Genomic DNA, 18,474 nt, shown 5'->3' with positions numbered 1-18,474 from the left:
TCTCCTTGCTTCTACGACTGCTTACTTATTGTCTTTTTGTAAATACTTATAAATTGCATGCGAATAAAGTGACACATTCGCATTGTAGTTTCTAGGTCTATACCTTTTATCGATACATTCGTTCCAAAAATCTAAATGAATTCTATCGACATTGTTTTCATCAGTCACAGTTTCATCTTCCTCCTCTGCAGCAAGTGTGTACCAGTAGATGAATTCACTCTCTTCTTCAGAGACTCTAAACATAGACTCGACAAAAACCCTATCACCAGCAAATGTTAACGCAACATCCTCACGCGTCTCATTGATGTATTCAAACCAATCATCAACACGTTCGCTCTTACCATCTTTAATACGTACTTTAGTCAACTCAACATTCATGTTTTTGCCTCCATATTTCTCTCTGACAATGTAAAGTGTTTATATGTAAACCTTCATAAATACTGTAAGAGTTAGTTTATCAGTATTACCTTAGAAATTAAAGGTCATGTGCGGAATTTATTAAAATTAATTTTATGCTCAAATTCCCCATGTCATGCCGATTTACCGGCGTTCGACAAAGTTCCAAATCACCAACAGTATACCACACCAATCATTCAAATTGTTGATGGAGTTAATGCATTAAAATATATCCGTTAAAATCAAAAAAATCACATGGACTGTTGTAAGTCCATGTGATTCATGTGTTTCTCAATATTTATTAATCATCGTCGTTGTCGTCGTCATCATCAAAGTCGTCATCGTCGTCATCATTATCATCGTCAAAGTCGTCGTCATCGTCATCTGATCCACCTACTGCGCTTGGATCAAACGCTTCAATTTTAGCACGAATTGCATCACGATGTTCGTCTGAATCGCCATCTCTTGTTTCGATTTCAAACTCAATGATTGATAAGTCTTCTGCATTGATTTCTAATTCAATATCAAGATGATCATCTGTGATATCTACTTCGTAAATAATAACGCCATCATCTTCATCTAAATCAATGTCTTCGATGATTCCATCAAAGTATTCTCGCGTTGACTCGACTAATTCTTCAATTGAAGCAATTTCGCCATTAAACTTAGCAAGTTCTTCTTCATCTAAGTCGTTATCACTTTCAGTCTCAGATTCAAGGATTTCAAGGGTCGTTGCATCAATTTTAATCTCGAAATCTTCTGTATCAGATTCCATTTCTATATCGTAATAGTGGCCGTCTCTATATCGATCTAAATCGACTTGTGTGACAACACCTTCAAATTCACCACGTGCAACTTCAATCACTTCAAGAATGTCAACAAACTCAGCGTAATCACCTGTAACAACAGCGAACTCAAAGTCTAATGGTGTTGCTTCCGTCGTATCGTCTTGTGCAGATGCTACATTAGCAGCACCAAGTAACAACATTACTGAAAGGCCAGCTGTCAATAAGTTTCTTTTCTTCATTCTCTATTCCTCCATTTTTTGATTGCTCACACAATCTAAGATGTAGCATATCCACCCAAAGACTAACACATTTTAAAATTAAAATGTGATTGAAAGCCTTTAAGAGTTTGTAGGAATAACGCTACCTACAAATAATAAATACCTGTTAGGAACTTAAATTAATCTTACAAAGATGTGACAGGTTTGTTTGATTCAAAAAAAGAGCTGAAGTTATACTCAACTTCAGCTCTCCAATAATTAGTAGAATAAATTCTACATATACCTATTTGTTCCATTTCTTTTACGTTAGCAACTGCTGTCCAATTCAGTGCTAGTTCTAGTGCTTACTGTTCGTCAGCAGGCTCGAGATCTTCTACTTCTTCAACAGACTCATCAGGTTCTAAATTATCATCAACTTCACTGTCATCTGTACAAGCTGCTAGAGCAAATACTGAAGTTAATCCTAAAGCTAACATCCATTTTGAAAGTTTCATAATTTACATCTCCTATTTTACTGCATATTGCTGTTTCGATAATTCGAATCAGCTGATAGTTATATAATATACAATAAAAGGTATATTTATCATTAAAATATAATTAGAATACTATAGTAATTCTTTAAAAATTAAAAAAGACAGCCAAAAACGACTGTCTTTTGCACATTATTCTAAGATTTTTATACCAATTTTATTCATTTACGAACTCAACATCTTCAAATCTTACATCTCCAACAGGTGTAATTGTAATACCTGTTATATTATCTGTATTGTACCCAGCGATGAAGTTCTGGTGCATTAAATAAACGACTGGTGATTCTTCAACAATGATTTCTTGAGCATCTCTATAAATATCTAAACGCTCATCTGGATCAGGATTGCTTCTACCCGCATCGAGCAGTTCATCAAGTTCTGGTGTAGAGAAGAATGCACGGTTACCGGCAGCACCATATGTTTCTGAGTGATTGAGCACATACAAACCGTAGTCTGCATCAGCAGTTACTGTCGTCCAACCAAGGATATACATATCATGCTCACCATTAGCTAAACGGTCTAGGTACGCACCCCACTCCATCTGTTCGATTTCAGCATTGATACCAATCTCTGCTAAACTCTCTTGGATGTACAATGCGATATTTACATATTGCTCTTCATTACGCACCCAAATTGTCGTATCAAATCCATCTGGTACTGAACTTTCAGCTAAGTATTCTCTCGCGAGTTCTACATCATAGACTTGTGTAGAAACTTCTTCATCGTATCCGAATACACCTGAAGCAAGTGGTCCGTTTGCCACGTTACCTATACCGTTTAATACACCTTCTACAATCATGTCACGATCAATTGCATGCGCGATTGCTAAGCGAACATTTTGATCATCAAACGGCTCGTTTTGCGTATTCATTCCAAGATATTCTGTACGTAATGATTCAGCTTCAACGACATCTGTCGCTTCATTATTTACAACGCGTTCATAGTTTGTCGCATCCAATTCTTTAACGATGTCAATACCTCCTGTTTCAAGCTCTGCCATACGTGAACCTGATTCTGGTATCACTCTAAATGTTACGCTATCAAAGTTGCGTTCTCCACCTTGGAAATCTTCGAATAAATCGAATACAACTTCGCTACCTGCAGAACGACTAGCAAATTTCAAATGGTTTGTTCCATCTGGTTCAGCTGCAATGATTTGACCTAAAAACTCTCCCATTTCAGCAGCAACTTCTTCAAACTCTTCGCCGCCTTCTTCACGCAGTTCATAATATTCATCTAATGTGATATCAAGACCCGCTTCATCAATTGCATTTTGGTAGTCTCTATCGATAAGATCTTTGCTCATAATACCCGCTGTGTTATGTGCAAGGTGACTGATTAACGGCGCAAACGGATACTCTAAATGTAAGTTAACTTCGTAATCATCTACAACTTCAACTTCTTCAATCATTTCATATAAGAAGCTTACGACTGAACCAACTGCTGGGTCTAAAACACGATCAAACGTTGCTTTAACATCTTCACCCGTAAATTCCGCACCGCTATGGAATGTCGTGCCTTCTCTCAATGTAAAGTTCCAAGTCGTTTCGTCAATTGCTTCCCACTCAGTCGCAAGACCAGGTTCTAAATTCATATCAACATCTGTATGAATCAATCGCTCATATATATTGATTCGAACTTGTCCAGAGGATGCATCGTTACTATCATGTGGATCTAGCGTAACAACATCACTCATCATTGCCATAACTAAATCACCGCGATTGTCGTCTTCCTGTGCATGTACATCTGTTGATGCTAATGAAAGTCCAACAGTTGCCAATAGACCTAAACCGACTAACGAATACTTCATTTTATGTTTCATCTTTATGTCATCTCCCGAATTGTAATAAAGTCAAAAAATGGAAACATGATAAATGTCATCATGTTTCCATGTCGAACACAATCTTTTGTTTACTCGTTAAATTCTACATTCTCAAAGCGTACGTCACCAATTGCATCGACATAAATACCAGAAACTTGATCTGTATTATATCCTGCAACAAAGTTCTGGTGAATTAAGTTTACAGTCGGCGCTTCTTCAACGATGATTGCTTGTGCCTCACTGTATGCTTCAAGACGTGCATCTTCATCTGCTTCTGTACGACCACGCTCTAACGCATCATCTAACTCTGGTGTAGAGTGGAATGAGCGGTTACCCGGCGCACCGAAGTTATTCGAATGATAAAGTGCGTATAAACCATAGTCAGCATCAGCAGTTACAGTCGTCCATCCTAAGATGTACATTTCTTGCTCACCGTTTGCTGTGCGGTCTAAATATGTACCCCACTCCATCTGCTCAATTTCAACATCGATGCCTAACTCTGCTAAGTTTTCTTGAATAACAAGTGCGATGTTAACGAACTGTTCTTCGTTACGCACCCAAAGTGTTGTGCTAAATCCATCAGGCACTGAACTCTCAGCCATGAATTCTTGTGCTAACTCTAAGTCATATACTTGAGTCGCTTGTTCTTCATCATAACCGAATACACCTGAAGCGATTGGACCATTTGCAACGGTACCGATTCCTTCAAAGATACCATCAACGATTAACTGTGGGTCAATTGCGTGAGAAATTGCACGACGCACATTAATATCGTCGAATGGTTCTTTCTCAACGTTGAATCCTAAGTAGTCAGTACGTAGTGATGCTTCTTCTACGATAGCCATGTTATCTGCATTCGCAACACGGTCATAGTTCGTTGCATCTAATTCTTTAACGACCTGTACTCCACCAGTTTCTAGTTCAGCAATACGTGAACCAGACTCTGGAATTACTCGGAATGTTACTGTGTCAAAGTTTCGATCTCCACCTTGGAAGTCCTCGAAATACTCTGTGACAACCTCGTTACCTGCTGAACGTGAAACAAATTGGATATGGTTTGTTCCATCTGGTTCAACTGCAACAACGTTACCTATGAATTCTCCGATTTGAGCCGCAACGTCTTCAAATTCCTCGCCGCCTTCTTCACGAAGTTCATAATATTCTTCAACTGTTAATTCTACGCCAGCTTCATCTAAAGCATTTTGATAATCTGCATCGATTAACTCTTTGCTCATGATGCCCGCTGTATTATGTGCCAAGTGACTTGGTAATGGCGCAAACGGATATTCTAAATGAAGGTTCACTTCATAGTCACCTACAACTTCTACTTCTTCAATGACATCGAATAAAAATGCGACTTCAGATCCGACTGCCGGATCGAGCACACGGTCAAGTGTTGCTTTAACATCTTCACCAGTGAAGTCCGCACCGCTGTGGAATGTTGTACCTTCTCTTAATTGGAAATTCCATGTCGTATCATCAACCGCTTCCCACTCAGTTGCTAAACCAGGAACGAGGTTCATATCTGCATCAGTCATCGTGAGACGTTCGTAAAGATTGATTCTTACTTGCGCTGAAGATGTGTCATTACTTCCGTGAGGGTCTAGTGTAACGACATCACTCATCATCGCCATGACTAAATCTCCTCTATTCTCATCACCATCATCTTGAGCTTGTACTTCATTTGATGTTAGCCCGAATGCTGCTACACCAAGTAAGCCTAGTGATAACGCCGATAAAGCATAACCTTTGATTCTTTTCATGCATATATCCTCCTTAAACGTTATAAAAATATATTATCAGATAATTCCAATTTTTGCATCTTATTTTTAATAAAATTTCATTCTTTATTCATAAAAAATTAATAACCGCTCTGTAAAAGAGCGGTTATCGTTTTTGATTAATATTTAATTGTATCTTCTGTTGCCGGAAGCGTAGATACACCGATATTCGTCATTTCATATGCATCGAACACATGGTTCAGTTCTTCTGCTGTTAAAATATTTTCTTTTTCACATAGGTCACGTACCGATTCACCCGTTACGATGGCTTGACGCGCAATTTTCGATGCACGGTCATAACCGATATGTGGTGTCAATGCTGTGATTGTACCAACACTGCGTTCTACTGCTTCTTTCATAACAGCAGTATTCGCACTAATATTTTTAACACAGTACTTGCTGAATACGTTGAAGCCATTTCTCATAATATCGATTGACTGTAACAAGTTAAACACGAGCACAGGTTCCATGACGTTTAACTCTAACTGTCCCGCTTCTGAAGCCATAGAAATCGTCGTATCATTTCCGATGACTTGGAATGCAATTTGGTTAATCATCTCAGCCATTACAGGGTTTACTTTACCAGGCATGATAGATGAGCCAGGTTGTCTCGGTGGTAGATTGATTTCATTTAATCCAGTTCGTGGTCCAGATGATGTTAATCGTAAATCATTGGCGATTTTCGACATGTTGATCATACATACTTTCAACTGACTGGATACTTCAGTATATGCATCTGTATTTTGAGTTGCATCGACTAAATTTTCAGCACGCACCATAGGATAACCAGACACTGCAGCGAGTTCTCTGACTGCAACATCAATATAATGTTCATCAGCGTTCAAACCTGTTCCGACAGCTGTTGCACCGATGTTCACTTCATAGAGATGCTCGATTGAGTTTGTGATACGTCTGATATCACGCTCAATCACTTTCGCATATGCACCATATTCTTGCCCGAGTCTTATCGGTACTGCATCTTGTAAGTGTGTACGCCCCATTTTAATGACATGATCAAATTCAGAAGCTTTTTCTTTAAAGACGTGGAGCATCTCTTGCATCGTCTCTAATAATTTTTCAGCACGGGTGATTACTGCAATATGTATTGCTGTAGGGAATGCATCATTCGTTGATTGAGACATATTCACATGATTGTTTGGTGATAAGAATGAATAGTCTCCTTTATCTTTGCCTAAAATTTCTAACGCTCTGTTTGCGATTACTTCATTCGCATTCATATTAATAGAAGTACCAGCACCACCTTGAATTGGGTCAACGATGAAGTTCTCGTGATGCTCACCATCAATCACCTCTTGTGATGCTTGTACGATGGCGTTTTTATACGTTTCATTTAAGCGGCCAATTTCAAAATTCGCAATTGCACTCGCTCGCTTGACCATACCGAATGCTCGAATTAAATCAGTAGAAATACGATATCCAGTTATCGGGAAATTCTCTGTTGCTCTTACAGTTTGAATACCGTAAAGTGCATCGATATCAATCTCTTTTTCGCCTAAAAAATCATATTCAGTGCGCGTTTCTAACATGTTATTTCTCCCCTACTATTAAAATTAAAATAAATTGTGATCATAAGTAAAATTAAATGTTGTACATTTTAGCTTTTTTGTATCACAATATTATATGTGTAAACGCTATTATAATATCATACTCAGGAGGATAAATATATGTTTAACAGAGCAAAACAGTATATCAATGGTGAGTGGGTAAACTCAACAAGTAATGAATCTGTTGAAGTGATCAATCCCGCAACCGAAGAGGTTTTAGGAAAAATTGCTAAAGGTACACGAGAAGATGTGGACAAAGCTGTAGAAGCAGCACATGCTGTTTATCTTGAGTTTAGAAATACTTCAGTAGAATACAGAAAAGAACTGCTCCAAAAAATTCTTGAAGAATATAAAAAGCGTAAAGATGATTTAATCGATGCAATGACAGCAGAGCTCGGTGCGCCGCTTCAGCTTTCAGAAAAAACACATTATCAAGCGGGTATCAACCATTTTGAAGGTGCAATCGATGGTATCGAAAAAGTCGTTTTCGAAGAACGTCGTGGTGAAGCACTTGTTGTTAAAGAAGCTGTCGGCGTTTCTGGATTGATTACACCGTGGAACTTCCCGACGAATCAAACGTGTATTAAATTAGCAGCAGCATTTGCAGCGGGTTGTCCTGTTGTATTAAAACCTTCAAGTGAAACACCGTTTGCTGCAATTATATTAGCAGAGATTTTTGAAGCAGCTGGTGTACCAAAAGGTTACTTCAACTTAGTCACAGGTAGTGGTAGTGTCGTCGGTGACGCAATCAGTTCACATCCTAAAATTCGTAAAGTGTCATTCACTGGTTCAGGTGCAGCTGGTAAATTAATCATGAAAAATGCTGCAGATAGTTTTAAGAAAATTTCACTAGAACTCGGTGGTAAGTCGCCACTTATTATTTTAGATGATGTTGATATTGAAGAAGCAGCAGAAGCAGCGCTGACTAAAATCATGAACAATTCTGGTCAAGTATGTACAGCTGCATCACGTACACTCATCCCCGAACATTTAAAAGAAGAATTCGAAGCTGCAATTTTGAAAAAGTTACCAGAATTTACTGTTGGTAATCCACGAGAAGAAGGGATTCGCGTTGGTCCATTAGTATCTAAAGAACAGTTTGATACGGTTCAAGGATATATTTTAAAAGGACAAGATGAAGCAAAATTAATTGCAGGTGGGCTTGGCAAACCTGAAGGTTTAGGCAAAGGTTATTTCGTTAAACCAACAGTATTCACAGATGTTAAAAATAATATGACGATAGCACAAGAAGAAATTTTCGGACCTGTAATGACGATTCTGACATATAAAGATCTGGATGAAGCAATTGAAATTGCGAACGACGTTGAATTTGGCTTAGCGGGATATATTATCGGTAATGACAAAGAAGTCATTCGTAAGTTAGCACGTAATATCGAGTCTGGTGTCGTCTCATTAAATGATGGTGTTCGCACGAATGATTTACCGTTTGGGGGATATAAGAGCTCAGGTATCGGAAGAGAATGGGGAGACTTCGGTATCGAAGAATATCTTGAAGTGAAGTCTATTCCAGGTTATTTCACTGAGTAAATCAAGACAAATATAAAACCGTACGTAACAAGCGATGATTCGCTCGTTACGTACGGTTATTTTAATTATTCAACATCACTTGATTCTTCTGTCTGTTCACCTTCAAAAGTCTCTTCGCCTTCAACTGCTACTTCATCGATAGGTAATTCATCATTTAAATCATTAAATACTGTGAATGTCCCACCGTAGTTTGCCACCCATACCTTACCTGTTTTCTCATCATATGTGACACCGATCGGAGAATAACCAACAGGTTCTCTTTGAATTTCTTCGAGTGTATTTGCATCAAACTTCGAAACGGTTGCTTCATCGTAGTTTACAACATATAAAGCTGTGCCGTCTGGTGAAATATCAGTCGTTCTTGGCTCAAGACCTGTATACGTACTATCGATTACTTCTGCCGTCTCCGCATCCATCTTCAAGATCATATTCTCACGTGAAAGCGTTAAGTAAATGATGTCGCCTTCAGGACTGATCACTAAGTGACGTGGCATAATACCCGTGTCCATTACTTTTTCAGACGTTCCATTTTCAATGTCCACACGATAAAGTTCATGTGCCCACTGTGCAGTAACGTATGCTGTTTTATCGTCTGGAAGAATGACAATACCACGTGGATTTGTGTTCAGTGGTACTCTATGCAATGTCTCACCAGACTCAACATCGATGATTGACATATCGTGGTCACACCAGTTTGACACTAACAATGTGCTTTCATCACTCGTTAAAGCGACATATTTCGGAATTCTACCCGCTTGGATGACATCATCCCACTCTAGTGTTTCCGCATTCAAACGATAAATGAAACCAGGTGTAATTGCGCTACCACTCGTACATGCATCATCTGCATAGCCACCATAATCAGCAACTAAATAGTTTGATACATATGCATAATCACCGTCAGACGTCCACACCGCTTCAACAGGTGAACCGTTGATGAGCGTGTCTTCAGGATACTCTGTGAAACCATATGAATGTAAATCAACTGCATCACTCAAACTCTTCACGAGTTCATTCGTTTCAGAATCATAAAGTGTCACACTGTGTTGATACAACATGTTATTCGCAATAAGCAACCCTTCACCATTCGAAACGATCGATTTTGGTGTTGCCGGACCTTCAGTTACAGTCTCTTCAAATGACATAAATGTTTCATTAGAAGGTGCTCTGTCTGCTAAATAATCCACTTCTTCCTCTTCTTCACTTTCATCGTCTATAGCAGTATCTTCATCTGATTCTTCATCTGATGTTTCTTCATCAGTATCTTCTGATTCTTCTTCAGTGTCTACTGACTCTTCATCTGTTTCTTCTTCAGACTCTGTTTCTTCAGTAGATTCTTCTTCGACTTCTTCCTCAGTATCTTCAGACGTATCTTCTGTTTCTTCGTCCGCTTCTACTTCTTCTGATGAAACTTCTTCGACATCTTCAACTTCAGAGTCATCATTCGTATCGGCATCGGAACATGCTGCAAGCAGCATTAAGAGTGATATGGATAATAATAATTTTTTCATTGTACTACCTCATTTAATATTATTTATTCTGGGTAACCCGCGCACGGTTAATCGTCTCTAAAATCGTTAGCTTCTGTGCGTCAATGAGTTCATCGTCTGAAATTTCTAAATGTGAATTCAAAAGGGATAATTCAGTACAACCTAGAATAATGACTTCTGCACCAAGTGATTTATATTCTTCAATTAATGACTGGAACACGTCTACATTAATAAAGTTGTTTTGTTTCACATCATCATAGATCAATGACATCATTCGCTCTTGCAATGCCTCAGTCGTTTCGATAACTTGATTGCCGCTGTCTTTAATAACATCATGGTAGAGTTTACTTTCAAGCGTACCTGATGTTGCCATGATTCCTACTTTTTTCGGTTTTAATTCTACCAGTCTCTCTTTCACAATATCCAACATGTTTAATATTGGCACGTTCGTAGACGCTTTAATTTCTTTCAAATAGTAGTGTGCCGTATTACATGCAATGACGACAAATTCAACACCAAGCAACTCTACTTTTTTCGCTGCATCGATCAAATATGGTGCCGGATTTTCATTCGATTGATCCAAAATGTATGCTGTACGATCTGGAATATCTGCATAATTATATAGGACATAATTCAAATATTTCTGATCCTTGTCTGGGCGATAGTAACGATTCATATCTGTGATGAACTGAGTAGAAGCAAGCGTGCCCATTCCACCTATAATTCCAAAGAATTTACTCATGCTACCTTCCTTCTACAATCTCCATGCGTGCACGTCGATGATACTTCAGCATTTCCAGCTTACGCTTTAAGCTCGAATCTCCTTTATAATCATAAGGACTATACACATTATGAGATTGTTTAAGATTGTTAAATGTATCTTTATAATCATCGGTAATATATTTATTATTCAATCCATTATCGATTACTGTATACACAATATGAGATTCATTAAAGTCACTCATATCTAACTGATAAAGTAAGTCATCCACAAGTATTTTTGCAACATTATAACCTTGAGCAGTTAATTGATAGTTCGAATATCCTAAACGTGGATTGAGTTCTAAAAAGTTCCATTCGCCTCTGCTGTTATCATAAATGATATCGAAGTTCGCAAATCCGACGTAATCCTTCTTTTCCAACAGACGCGTAATCCCTTCTTTAACTTCAACTGGGACTTCTTCAGTTAAAATTGTTAAGTGATTTCCACCTTTCATTTCAGAACGATCTTCAACGAGCACACGACCGAATGAAACCAGTTTCACTTCCTTATCGACCGGCGAACGGTAACTTGTCACAACAGCAATATCCGTATCATCTGATTCGATATACTCTTGCAACACCAAGCGTTCTAAAAATCCATCTTCACGTATTTGCTTCAACGCCGCTTCGGCTTGAACTTCATTGTCGTTCACATAAATCTTTTTAATACCACTTTTTACAGCTGCTTCAAAGTGTCTTGATTCCAAATGTTTAATGACAAGTTTACCTTTGGCATCAGCTGGAAATTCATCATCCGCACCGAAGGTCCATGTTTTTGGATACTTCAGCCCAACGGTTTCACAAATATTATAGAAGTCTTGCTTATTCGCCACTTCATCTACAAGTTCTTTACCAGAGAATGGAATATGCCAATCGTCACCAAACAGATCTATATTTGAAAGGACATAGTTCACTGAAAAATCTTCAGAAGGGACTATTATTTTTTCATAGCCCGGATACTTATTTTCTATTGCTTCGATGTATTTTTTTAAACTCTCCCTCGGCTCATAATGTAAATTTCTATCTACTGTAATATTAAACAATTTTGAGTCTTTAACAGGGAAAATAACGACGCCACATAATAGCTCCGTGTTTACACCATATTGCTCATGAAATGCGCGAGCAAGGCTATACGCACCTAAATTCGCACCAATCGTTACCGGTACAAATTTTCTATTATTTTGATTCATTAAAAATCCGACCTTTCTAATTTAAAAGAATGAAATTTATTCCAGTTCATCCTTATCTCTATGTATTAAAATACTCATTATTATAATACCGACAACGAACAGGACAAGCAGTGTCCCCATAACAATTGTCGTGTAGCTGATTGCCTCACCATTCTCACTAAATAAAAAGATTAAATGCTGACCACCTATAATTGTAATCAAAATAGTTAATGGCCAAAAATTCAGTATGATCGTCACAATCACGATGAAGATAAAAACAACAACACCTATACTTCGTGCAGTGGATGGTGCAAGCTCAAAAAATGTGACAAGTGGAAACCACCGTGAAAAAAATGTCAGAGCAATTACGATCACAATACTCAAAACTGCGCCACCAAAAAAATAAGTAAAGCCTTGATTTGTTAAGTTCTTCTCATCACTATCATAGTGTTCCACAATCAATCTCTCGGTCCACTTGATCATCATCATTGGAATAACACATGCACTCACAATCAATGCAATGAGCAATGTTAAACTGACATCAAATTTACCATTTAGCATATCCGTCATCTCTATAAAGAGAAATATAATAATCGGTACTAATAAAATTTTTAGTTTATAGTACTTTAACCACGGCACCTTTTGTTCAACCATCTGCATCCTACTTTCAAAGGCTCAAGTAAATCATAAATAACTATTATTCATTTTACACTATTTAACCGACTGAATTCATTATTAACGATAAAAACATTGCGTATCTTTTCATTTTATATTAAAATAATACTTGTCGATTTTTATGCCGCCGTGGCGGAATTGGCAGACGCGCTGGACTCAAAATCCAGTTCTTAACGGAGTGTCGGTTCGATCCCGACCGGCGGTATCGATTAAAACCTCTCATCATAATGGTGGTAGAGGTTTTTGTTTGTGATTATAACTGTTACGAAAAGGCTGATTTGAGAACCGCTAACAACACGAATAAAAGAAACTGTGATTTTCAACTTGAATATCCCCAAAATGACACCTTACATCATGTTATTATTAATACATCAATCTATTCGGAGGTTACTATGAAACGTCTCGCACTACTGCTCACTTTATTCCTCGTTGGATTCTCAAACGAAGATACTGAACATATTTATGATTTAAATAAGGATTGGTCAGAACTTGGCAATTACTTCGAAGAGTATGATGTGATTGTATTAGCTGAAAGTACACACAACTCACGTGATATGACAACGCTTCATGCAGAGCTCGCACTCTACTTAAACGAACATCATAATTTCTCCACAGTGGCTTTTGAGCAGTCAAAAGATTATTGGACTTTCATTAATCAATACAAAGATAGTCACAGTGTTGAAGATGTTCTAACTAATATCATCGACCCACACATACTTTCAATTAATCCAATGTTACCTGAGCTCCTAGAGACCGAAAGTCTGCATGTCACAGGCATGAATTGGATGAGTCGACCTTCAGGTCAACCTACTAACTCAACATTCGAAGAATTGTATATCACGGAAGATATTGAACAATTTTGGGATACAGCAGATTTTAAAACAGCTGAATATCGAATGAGAAATTTCACATATGATCTATTAACTAAAAACACAATGGATTTTGCATTGGCAAATGAAACATTAGATATCTATAACACAATCATTAATAGTGATTACTTTGACTCGTTATCTCCCGAAAGCAAAGCATATATAAAAGAACGTGTAAATGTGCTTGAGGGTCCTATGCATGAAGATTTCGTTGAGGATCTCGATATTTCGAATGACAGTGAAGATTATTATGCCCGTCGCGGTAAAGGGATGCTTGAAAATATAGAAGAGCTGGTAGCTGAAGATGAAAAAATTATCGTCTATGTTCATAATATGCATGCTTCAAAATCACTCTCTCCAATTAATTATGTCGATGACTTTCGACAAGACGAATTGACATACAGCCTGGGTCACTTTCTTGAGGCATCTGATTTAAATGTACTCATTGTTGCTACAATTTTTAATGAAGCTTCCAATGAATATGAAGCTTTTCAAGGTGACGAAAGTAATGATTATGGTCGTAAACAAGATAAAAGGTCAGTAGAATATTTATTAGGTGAATTTAAGAAGGACCAGTTCTTTGTTCCATTGAATAGTCTAGATTGGGCAGACGAAAAATTACTCATGTATGATTTTGGTCACGAAGAATGGCCAGTCGAATTCATTCCAAATGATCATTTCGATGCTTTCATCTATATGGATTATATCGAAAAATAAAAAACGGTCCGATGAATATTATCATCGGACCCTAATTTTTAGCTTAACTTTTTCTTGAGCTCACGCGCTTTCTTCGATTCCTTATTATTTTCATGCTTCAACTGACCTTCGAATTTCTTCTCGTTAACCAAATACCTTTCGTATAATACCTCTGATATATCTCCACTTTCTACCGCAGCAATCACTGCACATCCCGGTTCATGTTTATGTGAACAATCATTAAACTTACACTCATTCATCTTGTCATAAATCGGTTGAAACAGAGCCTCAAGTCCAATCTCGGCTGTTGTACTAATCGTTTTAAATCCAGGAGTGTCAATTAAATAAGAACTCGTTTCTTCAAGTGGTATAAGTTTCGTATGTGTCGTCGTATGTTTTCCTTTACCATCACTTCTCACATCATTCGTCAATTCACCGACACCGCTCAGTGCATTCACAAGCGTTGATTTTCCAACACCGGAAGCACCGATAAACATCGAAGTCGAATATTTCTCAATAAGTGCTTTAACTGACTCAATCGTCTCTTCTTGATTCATACTGATTGGTGTAATCATTATATTCGGATACACTGATGAAATTTCATCAATAATTGTAATCATATTCTCAACATAATCTGCTTTTGATATCAGTACATGTAAATCAATATTCGGTTGATTAAACACTGCATAATATCGTTCAAATTTTGATAAAGTAAAACGCTGATCTGCAGCAATCAATATAAACACTTGATCCACGTTCGCAGCAAGCAACTGTTCATCATGATTTTCATTAAAACTTTTAGACGCATGACTCGATTGCTTTGACACTTTAGATTTTCGCTCATTTAAAGCATCGATGTATGTCACACCTTCATAATTAGCTAGCGAGACAAAATCACCAACGACAATCGATGTTTCATATAACTTCCGGACCTTCTCAATATTCCTTAAAACTCTTCCATTATAAAATACGTCATAGTAATAATGTCTTTTCTCTATAATTCGGCCAACATTTTCTAAACCGAATTCATCTTCATAACGACTTATTCCGTAATCATTAAAATTTTTCATTATAATATTCCTCTCTTTGTAAAACGCTAGGCAAAAGTGATATAACTAGAATATTCACGCACCAAAAAAGACGCATACGAAGTATACACGCCCCCAAAAAAGAGTGATATATATTTAAAAAGGGTTTAAGGATACCTTAAACAGATCGTTTTAAACAAACTCCTGGGCGTGAATATTTACAATTACAATGTTTATAGTTAGATTTGACATAATATTCACACCCCCCGAATGTTCTTAAGTAGTTTAATCATAACATATTTACACATCTCTTAAAACACATACATATAATATAGATTGCATAATTTTGAATGAACTGCTAAATTAAAGAAGTAAAAATACAATAGTGAGGTGTGTCAATGTACGCTGTAAATGGTAGTTTGACTGCAGTTGATGGTAAAGTCGAAGAGTTGAAGGGATACTTGCTCGATGCTTCAGAGCACATGAATGACGTTGAGAATTGCTATTGCTACTTAGTTGGAGAAAATGAAGATGATCCGAACAGTGTGTATATCGTAGAAATTTGGGAAGATAAAACGGCACATGAGGCTTCTTTACAGTTAGACGTATTTAGAGATTTAATTGAAAAAGCGAAACCGATTATCGCAGGGATGGATAACTTCCCCACAGTAAATGTTATTGGTGGAAAGCTAATTGGTAGATAAAAAAAAGAGTAACCAAAAATTTGGTTACTCTTTTATATATATGTTCATCATAAATTTTAAACGCTTAGAATAATAGCCTGAGTGATCATTAAGAGGCGCCAACCGGATTTGAACCGGTGATAGAGGATTTGCAGTCCTCGGCCTTACCACTTGGCTATGGCGCCATAAAAAAACTGGGCTACTAGGATTCGAACCTAGGAATGACGGTACCAAAAACCGTTGCCTTACCGCTTGGCGATAGCCCAATAAAATGGGGCGATTGATGGGAATCGAACCCACGAGTGTCGGAGCCACAATCCGATGCGTTAACCACTTCGCCACAACCGCCACGATGGCAGGGGTAGTAGGAATCGAACCCACATCAAAGGTTTTGGAGACCTCTATTCTACCATTGAACTATACCCCTTAAAAAAATGGAAGGGGGCAGATTCGAACTGCCGAACCCGAAGGAGCGGATTTACAGTCCGCCGCGTTTAGCCACTTCGCTACCCTTCCGTAAATATATATAATTTATATGAAAAATGGTGCTGGCCAGAGGACTTGAACCCCCAACCTACTGATTACAAGTCAGTTGCTCTACCAATTGAGCTAGGCCAGCACACATTATAAATGGTGGTTCTGGACGGAATCGAACCGCCGACACAAGGATTTTCAATCCTTTGCTCTACCGACTGAGCTACAGAACCACACGAGTATTCTATTATAAAAAATGGCGGTCCCGACGGGAATCGAACCCGCGATCTCCTGCGTGACAGGCAGGCATGTTAACCGCTACACCACGGGACCTTCAAATATTGCGGGAGGTGGATTTGAACCACCGACCTTCGGGTTATGAGCCCGACGAGCTACCGAACTGCTCCATCCCGCGATAACAATATAGTGCTGCAAAAATAATGGCGGAGGAAGAGGGATTCGAACCCCCGCGAGCCGTTAAGCCCCTGTCGGTTTTCAAGACCGATCCCTTCAGCCGGACTTGGGTATTCCTCCATTATAGTATATATGATTATAACATATCAAAGTGGACCTTGCAGGACTCGAACCTGCGACCCAACGGTTATGAGCCGTTTGCTCTAACCAACTGAGCTAAAGGTCCTCAAGTGGCGGCAGAGGGGATCGAACCCCCGACCTCACGGGTATGAACCGTACGCTCTAGCCAGCTGAGCTACGCCGCCCTAAAATAAATGGTGGAGACTAGCGGGATCGAACCGCTGACCTCTTGCGTGCAAAGCAAGCGCTCTCCCAGCTGAGCTAAGCCCCCATTAATTATGTTATAAATCGGGAAGACAGGATTCGAACCTGCGACCCCTTGGTCCCAAACCAAGTGCTCTACCAAGCTGAGCTACTTCCCGTAAAAGACTATTAAATCAAGCGCGCCCGAGAGGAGTCGAACCCCTAACCTTTTGATCCGTAGTCAAACGCTCTATCCAATTGAGCTACGGGCGCATAATGCAATTTTAAATGGTGCCGAGGACCGGAATCGAACCGGTACGATAATCACTTATCGCAGGATTTTAAGTCCTGTGCGTCTGCCAGTTCCGCCACCCCGGCAATCATGGAGCGGAAGACGGGATTCGAACCCGCGACCCCCACCTTGGCAAGGTGGTGTTCTACCACTGAACTACTTCCGCGTATGATTGTACTAAGTATAAAAGTTTGATGCGGGTGAAGGGAGTCGAACCCCCACGCCTGAAGGCGCTAGATCCTAAGTCTAGTGCGTCTGCCAATTCCGCCACACCCGCTTATCAAATGAGCCATAGAGGATTCGAACCTCTGACCCTTTGATTAAAAGTCAAATGCTCTACCAACTGAGCTAATGGCTCGAATGGTGCTGGCCAGAGGACTTGAACCCCCAACCTACTGATTACAAGTCAGTTGCTCTACCAATTGAGCTAGGCCAGCAAAATGGTGGAGAATGACGGGATCGAACCGCCGACCCTCTGCTTGTAAGGCAGATGCTCTCCCAGCTGAGCTAATTCTCCATTTTTTATTTGTAATCATTATTATACATTAATCTAATTTTAAATAAACACTTTTTTAAGTAAAATATAAAATCAGCTTGCCCGGCGACGTCCTACTCTCACGGGACGTACATCCAACTACCATCGGCGCTGGAGAGCTTAACGACTGTGTTCGGCATGGGAACAGGTGTGGCCTCTCCGCAATCGTCACCGGACAATTACTCTGAATGGATGTCCATTCAAAACTAAATAGAAGACAAAAGAAATTAAAGCGTAAAACACATTTTAACAAACGTGTCATCATATCTTATTTTATTGAATAAGTCATTTGATCCATTAGTATTCGTCCACTACATCTATCGCTAGACTTACATGCCGAACCTATCTACCTCATCATCTCTGAGGGATCTATTGGGAAATCTCATCTTGAGGGGGGCTTCATGCTTAGATGCTTTCAGCACTTATCCCGTCCACA

At 38.8% G+C, this 18,474-nt stretch carries 14 protein-coding genes, 22 tRNA genes and 2 rRNA genes; 4 read left to right on the top strand and 34 right to left on the bottom strand.

Annotated features, from left to right (window positions below):
• Positions 1 to 21: 21 nt before the first annotated feature.
• The 6 genes from BMW30_RS10085 to aspA form a co-directional block, all read right to left on the bottom strand.
• Positions 22 to 378 carry a DUF6176 family protein gene (locus BMW30_RS10085; RefSeq protein ID WP_091476676.1) on the bottom strand — a complete coding sequence of 119 codons (357 nt, stop codon included), beginning with the start codon at positions 376 to 378 and terminating at the stop codon, positions 22 to 24.
• 319 nt (positions 379 to 697) lie between these two features.
• A complete protein-coding gene (locus BMW30_RS10080; RefSeq protein WP_091476673.1) occupies positions 698 to 1,423 on the bottom strand; it encodes a PepSY domain-containing protein in 726 nt (241 codons plus the stop codon).
• 323 nt (positions 1,424 to 1,746) lie between these two features.
• Positions 1,747 to 1,896, bottom strand: coding sequence for a hypothetical protein (locus tag BMW30_RS10670; RefSeq protein ID WP_180366291.1), 150 nt, complete (start codon positions 1,894 to 1,896; stop codon positions 1,747 to 1,749).
• A 193-nt stretch (positions 1,897 to 2,089) separates the two neighbouring features.
• The gene (locus BMW30_RS10075) at positions 2,090 to 3,754 is read right to left on the bottom strand and encodes a glutathione ABC transporter substrate-binding protein (protein WP_245705687.1); all 1,665 of its coding nucleotides are present in this window, start codon (positions 3,752 to 3,754) and stop codon (positions 2,090 to 2,092) included.
• Positions 3,755 to 3,843: 89 nt separating this feature from the next.
• The gene (locus BMW30_RS10070; RefSeq protein WP_091476672.1) at positions 3,844 to 5,517 is read right to left on the bottom strand and encodes a glutathione ABC transporter substrate-binding protein; all 1,674 of its coding nucleotides are present in this window, start codon (positions 5,515 to 5,517) and stop codon (positions 3,844 to 3,846) included.
• 137 nt (positions 5,518 to 5,654) lie between these two features.
• On the bottom strand, positions 5,655 to 7,082 hold the full coding sequence (aspA, locus tag BMW30_RS10065) for an aspartate ammonia-lyase (RefSeq protein ID WP_091476670.1): 1,428 nt from the start codon (positions 7,080 to 7,082) through the stop codon (positions 5,655 to 5,657).
• A gap of 138 nt (positions 7,083 to 7,220) precedes the next feature.
• Here aspA and BMW30_RS10060 point away from each other — a divergent pair, with 138 nt between their 5' ends.
• Positions 7,221 to 8,648, top strand: coding sequence for an aldehyde dehydrogenase family protein (locus tag BMW30_RS10060; protein ID WP_091476667.1), 1,428 nt, complete (start codon positions 7,221 to 7,223; stop codon positions 8,646 to 8,648).
• 65 nt (positions 8,649 to 8,713) lie between these two features.
• Here BMW30_RS10060 and BMW30_RS10055 read toward each other — a convergent pair whose 3' ends face one another.
• From BMW30_RS10055 to BMW30_RS10040, 4 genes are read right to left on the bottom strand one after another with little or no spacing between them, the layout of a single operon-like run.
• Positions 8,714 to 10,159: a YncE family protein gene (locus tag BMW30_RS10055; protein WP_091476664.1), complete on the bottom strand. Its 1,446-nt coding sequence runs from the start codon at positions 10,157 to 10,159 to the stop codon at positions 8,714 to 8,716.
• A 19-nt stretch (positions 10,160 to 10,178) separates the two neighbouring features.
• The gene (locus BMW30_RS10050) at positions 10,179 to 10,880 is read right to left on the bottom strand and encodes an aspartate/glutamate racemase family protein (RefSeq protein ID WP_091476662.1); all 702 of its coding nucleotides are present in this window, start codon (positions 10,878 to 10,880) and stop codon (positions 10,179 to 10,181) included.
• Position 10,881: 1 nt separating this feature from the next.
• Complete coding sequence (locus tag BMW30_RS10045) at positions 10,882 to 12,090, bottom strand: carboxylate--amine ligase (protein ID WP_091476660.1); 1,209 nt, start codon at positions 12,088 to 12,090, stop codon at positions 10,882 to 10,884.
• A gap of 36 nt (positions 12,091 to 12,126) precedes the next feature.
• The gene (locus BMW30_RS10040; RefSeq protein WP_091476658.1) at positions 12,127 to 12,723 is read right to left on the bottom strand and encodes a hypothetical protein; all 597 of its coding nucleotides are present in this window, start codon (positions 12,721 to 12,723) and stop codon (positions 12,127 to 12,129) included.
• Positions 12,724 to 12,867: 144 nt separating this feature from the next.
• On the opposite strand from BMW30_RS10040, the gene BMW30_RS10035 reads away from it, so the two are divergent.
• Both BMW30_RS10035 and BMW30_RS10030 read left to right on the top strand, forming a co-directional pair.
• A tRNA-Leu gene (locus tag BMW30_RS10035) sits at positions 12,868 to 12,949 on the top strand.
• A 187-nt stretch (positions 12,950 to 13,136) separates the two neighbouring features.
• Complete coding sequence (locus BMW30_RS10030) at positions 13,137 to 14,330, top strand: erythromycin esterase family protein (RefSeq protein WP_180366290.1); 1,194 nt, start codon at positions 13,137 to 13,139, stop codon at positions 14,328 to 14,330.
• Between the two features lie 38 nt (positions 14,331 to 14,368).
• Here the strand turns inward: BMW30_RS10030 and rsgA are convergent, their stop codons facing one another.
• Positions 14,369 to 15,379, bottom strand: a complete 1,011-nt coding sequence (gene rsgA / locus BMW30_RS10025; RefSeq protein ID WP_091476654.1) for a ribosome small subunit-dependent GTPase A — start codon at positions 15,377 to 15,379, stop codon at positions 14,369 to 14,371.
• A 356-nt stretch (positions 15,380 to 15,735) separates the two neighbouring features.
• On the opposite strand from rsgA, the gene BMW30_RS10020 reads away from it, so the two are divergent.
• Positions 15,736 to 16,041: a putative quinol monooxygenase gene (locus BMW30_RS10020; RefSeq protein WP_219314702.1), complete on the top strand. Its 306-nt coding sequence runs from the start codon at positions 15,736 to 15,738 to the stop codon at positions 16,039 to 16,041.
• Positions 16,042 to 16,134: 93 nt separating this feature from the next.
• Here the strand turns inward: BMW30_RS10020 and BMW30_RS10015 are convergent.
• The 23 genes from BMW30_RS10015 to BMW30_RS09905 form a co-directional block, all read right to left on the bottom strand.
• Positions 16,135 to 16,205: transfer RNA gene (locus BMW30_RS10015), tRNA-Cys, on the bottom strand.
• A 9-nt stretch (positions 16,206 to 16,214) separates the two neighbouring features.
• Positions 16,215 to 16,286, bottom strand: a tRNA-Gln gene (locus BMW30_RS10010).
• Between the two features lie 6 nt (positions 16,287 to 16,292).
• Positions 16,293 to 16,368, bottom strand: a tRNA-His gene (locus BMW30_RS10005).
• Between the two features lie 5 nt (positions 16,369 to 16,373).
• Positions 16,374 to 16,447: transfer RNA gene (locus BMW30_RS10000), tRNA-Trp, on the bottom strand.
• An 8-nt stretch (positions 16,448 to 16,455) separates the two neighbouring features.
• Positions 16,456 to 16,536: transfer RNA gene (locus BMW30_RS09995), tRNA-Tyr, on the bottom strand.
• A gap of 27 nt (positions 16,537 to 16,563) precedes the next feature.
• Positions 16,564 to 16,639, bottom strand: a tRNA-Thr gene (locus tag BMW30_RS09990).
• Positions 16,640 to 16,651: 12 nt separating this feature from the next.
• Positions 16,652 to 16,727: transfer RNA gene (locus BMW30_RS09985), tRNA-Phe, on the bottom strand.
• Between the two features lie 24 nt (positions 16,728 to 16,751).
• Positions 16,752 to 16,827: transfer RNA gene (locus BMW30_RS09980), tRNA-Asp, on the bottom strand.
• Between the two features lie 8 nt (positions 16,828 to 16,835).
• Positions 16,836 to 16,909 (bottom strand) — tRNA-Met (locus BMW30_RS09975).
• A gap of 26 nt (positions 16,910 to 16,935) precedes the next feature.
• Positions 16,936 to 17,028: transfer RNA gene (locus BMW30_RS09970), tRNA-Ser, on the bottom strand.
• 32 nt (positions 17,029 to 17,060) lie between these two features.
• Positions 17,061 to 17,134 (bottom strand) — tRNA-Ile (locus BMW30_RS09965).
• Positions 17,135 to 17,139: 5 nt separating this feature from the next.
• A tRNA-Met gene (locus BMW30_RS09960) sits at positions 17,140 to 17,213 on the bottom strand.
• Between the two features lie 10 nt (positions 17,214 to 17,223).
• Positions 17,224 to 17,299, bottom strand: a tRNA-Ala gene (locus BMW30_RS09955).
• Positions 17,300 to 17,316: 17 nt separating this feature from the next.
• Positions 17,317 to 17,390 (bottom strand) — tRNA-Pro (locus BMW30_RS09950).
• Positions 17,391 to 17,410: 20 nt separating this feature from the next.
• Positions 17,411 to 17,484 (bottom strand) — tRNA-Arg (locus BMW30_RS09945).
• A 16-nt stretch (positions 17,485 to 17,500) separates the two neighbouring features.
• Positions 17,501 to 17,589, bottom strand: a tRNA-Leu gene (locus BMW30_RS09940).
• A 5-nt stretch (positions 17,590 to 17,594) separates the two neighbouring features.
• Positions 17,595 to 17,669: transfer RNA gene (locus BMW30_RS09935), tRNA-Gly, on the bottom strand.
• A 29-nt stretch (positions 17,670 to 17,698) separates the two neighbouring features.
• Positions 17,699 to 17,780 (bottom strand) — tRNA-Leu (locus BMW30_RS09930).
• An 8-nt stretch (positions 17,781 to 17,788) separates the two neighbouring features.
• Positions 17,789 to 17,861: transfer RNA gene (locus tag BMW30_RS09925), tRNA-Lys, on the bottom strand.
• Between the two features lie 3 nt (positions 17,862 to 17,864).
• A tRNA-Thr gene (locus BMW30_RS09920) sits at positions 17,865 to 17,940 on the bottom strand.
• Positions 17,941 to 17,944: 4 nt separating this feature from the next.
• Positions 17,945 to 18,020: transfer RNA gene (locus BMW30_RS09915), tRNA-Val, on the bottom strand.
• A 79-nt stretch (positions 18,021 to 18,099) separates the two neighbouring features.
• A 5S ribosomal RNA gene (gene rrf / locus BMW30_RS09910) occupies positions 18,100 to 18,214 on the bottom strand.
• 100 nt (positions 18,215 to 18,314) lie between these two features.
• Positions 18,315 to 18,474 (bottom strand): 23S ribosomal RNA (locus BMW30_RS09905); the annotation flags it as partial.

Source organism: Aliicoccus persicus, assembly GCF_900110815.1.
Lineage (GTDB): Bacteria > Bacillota > Bacilli > Staphylococcales > Salinicoccaceae > Aliicoccus > Aliicoccus persicus.
Note: the sequence above shows the minus strand (reverse complement) of the source record. Positions and strands in the feature narration are given on the sequence as shown.

Coding starts and splice junctions, on each gene's coding strand:
- BMW30_RS10075 (WP_245705687.1), bottom strand. CDS start 3,754: ATGAAACATAAAATGAAGTATTCGTTAGTCGGTTTAGGTCTATTGGCA.
- BMW30_RS10070 (WP_091476672.1), bottom strand. CDS start 5,517: ATGAAAAGAATCAAAGGTTATGCTTTATCGGCGTTATCACTAGGCTTA.
- BMW30_RS10060 (WP_091476667.1), top strand. CDS start 7,221: ATGTTTAACAGAGCAAAACAGTATATCAATGGTGAGTGGGTAAACTCA.
- BMW30_RS10045 (WP_091476660.1), bottom strand. CDS start 12,090: ATGAATCAAAATAATAGAAAATTTGTACCGGTAACGATTGGTGCGAAT.
- BMW30_RS10020 (WP_219314702.1), top strand. CDS start 15,736: ATGTACGCTGTAAATGGTAGTTTGACTGCAGTTGATGGTAAAGTCGAA.
- BMW30_RS10670 (WP_180366291.1), bottom strand. CDS start 1,896: ATGAAACTTTCAAAATGGATGTTAGCTTTAGGATTAACTTCAGTATTT.
- aspA (WP_091476670.1), bottom strand. CDS start 7,082: ATGTTAGAAACGCGCACTGAATATGATTTTTTAGGCGAAAAAGAGATT.
- BMW30_RS10050 (WP_091476662.1), bottom strand. CDS start 10,880: ATGAGTAAATTCTTTGGAATTATAGGTGGAATGGGCACGCTTGCTTCT.
- BMW30_RS10085 (WP_091476676.1), bottom strand. CDS start 378: ATGAATGTTGAGTTGACTAAAGTACGTATTAAAGATGGTAAGAGCGAA.
- rsgA (WP_091476654.1), bottom strand. CDS start 15,379: ATGAAAAATTTTAATGATTACGGAATAAGTCGTTATGAAGATGAATTC.
- BMW30_RS10040 (WP_091476658.1), bottom strand. CDS start 12,723: ATGGTTGAACAAAAGGTGCCGTGGTTAAAGTACTATAAACTAAAAATT.
- BMW30_RS10080 (WP_091476673.1), bottom strand. CDS start 1,423: ATGAAGAAAAGAAACTTATTGACAGCTGGCCTTTCAGTAATGTTGTTA.
- BMW30_RS10030 (WP_180366290.1), top strand. CDS start 13,137: ATGAAACGTCTCGCACTACTGCTCACTTTATTCCTCGTTGGATTCTCA.
- BMW30_RS10055 (WP_091476664.1), bottom strand. CDS start 10,159: ATGAAAAAATTATTATTATCCATATCACTCTTAATGCTGCTTGCAGCA.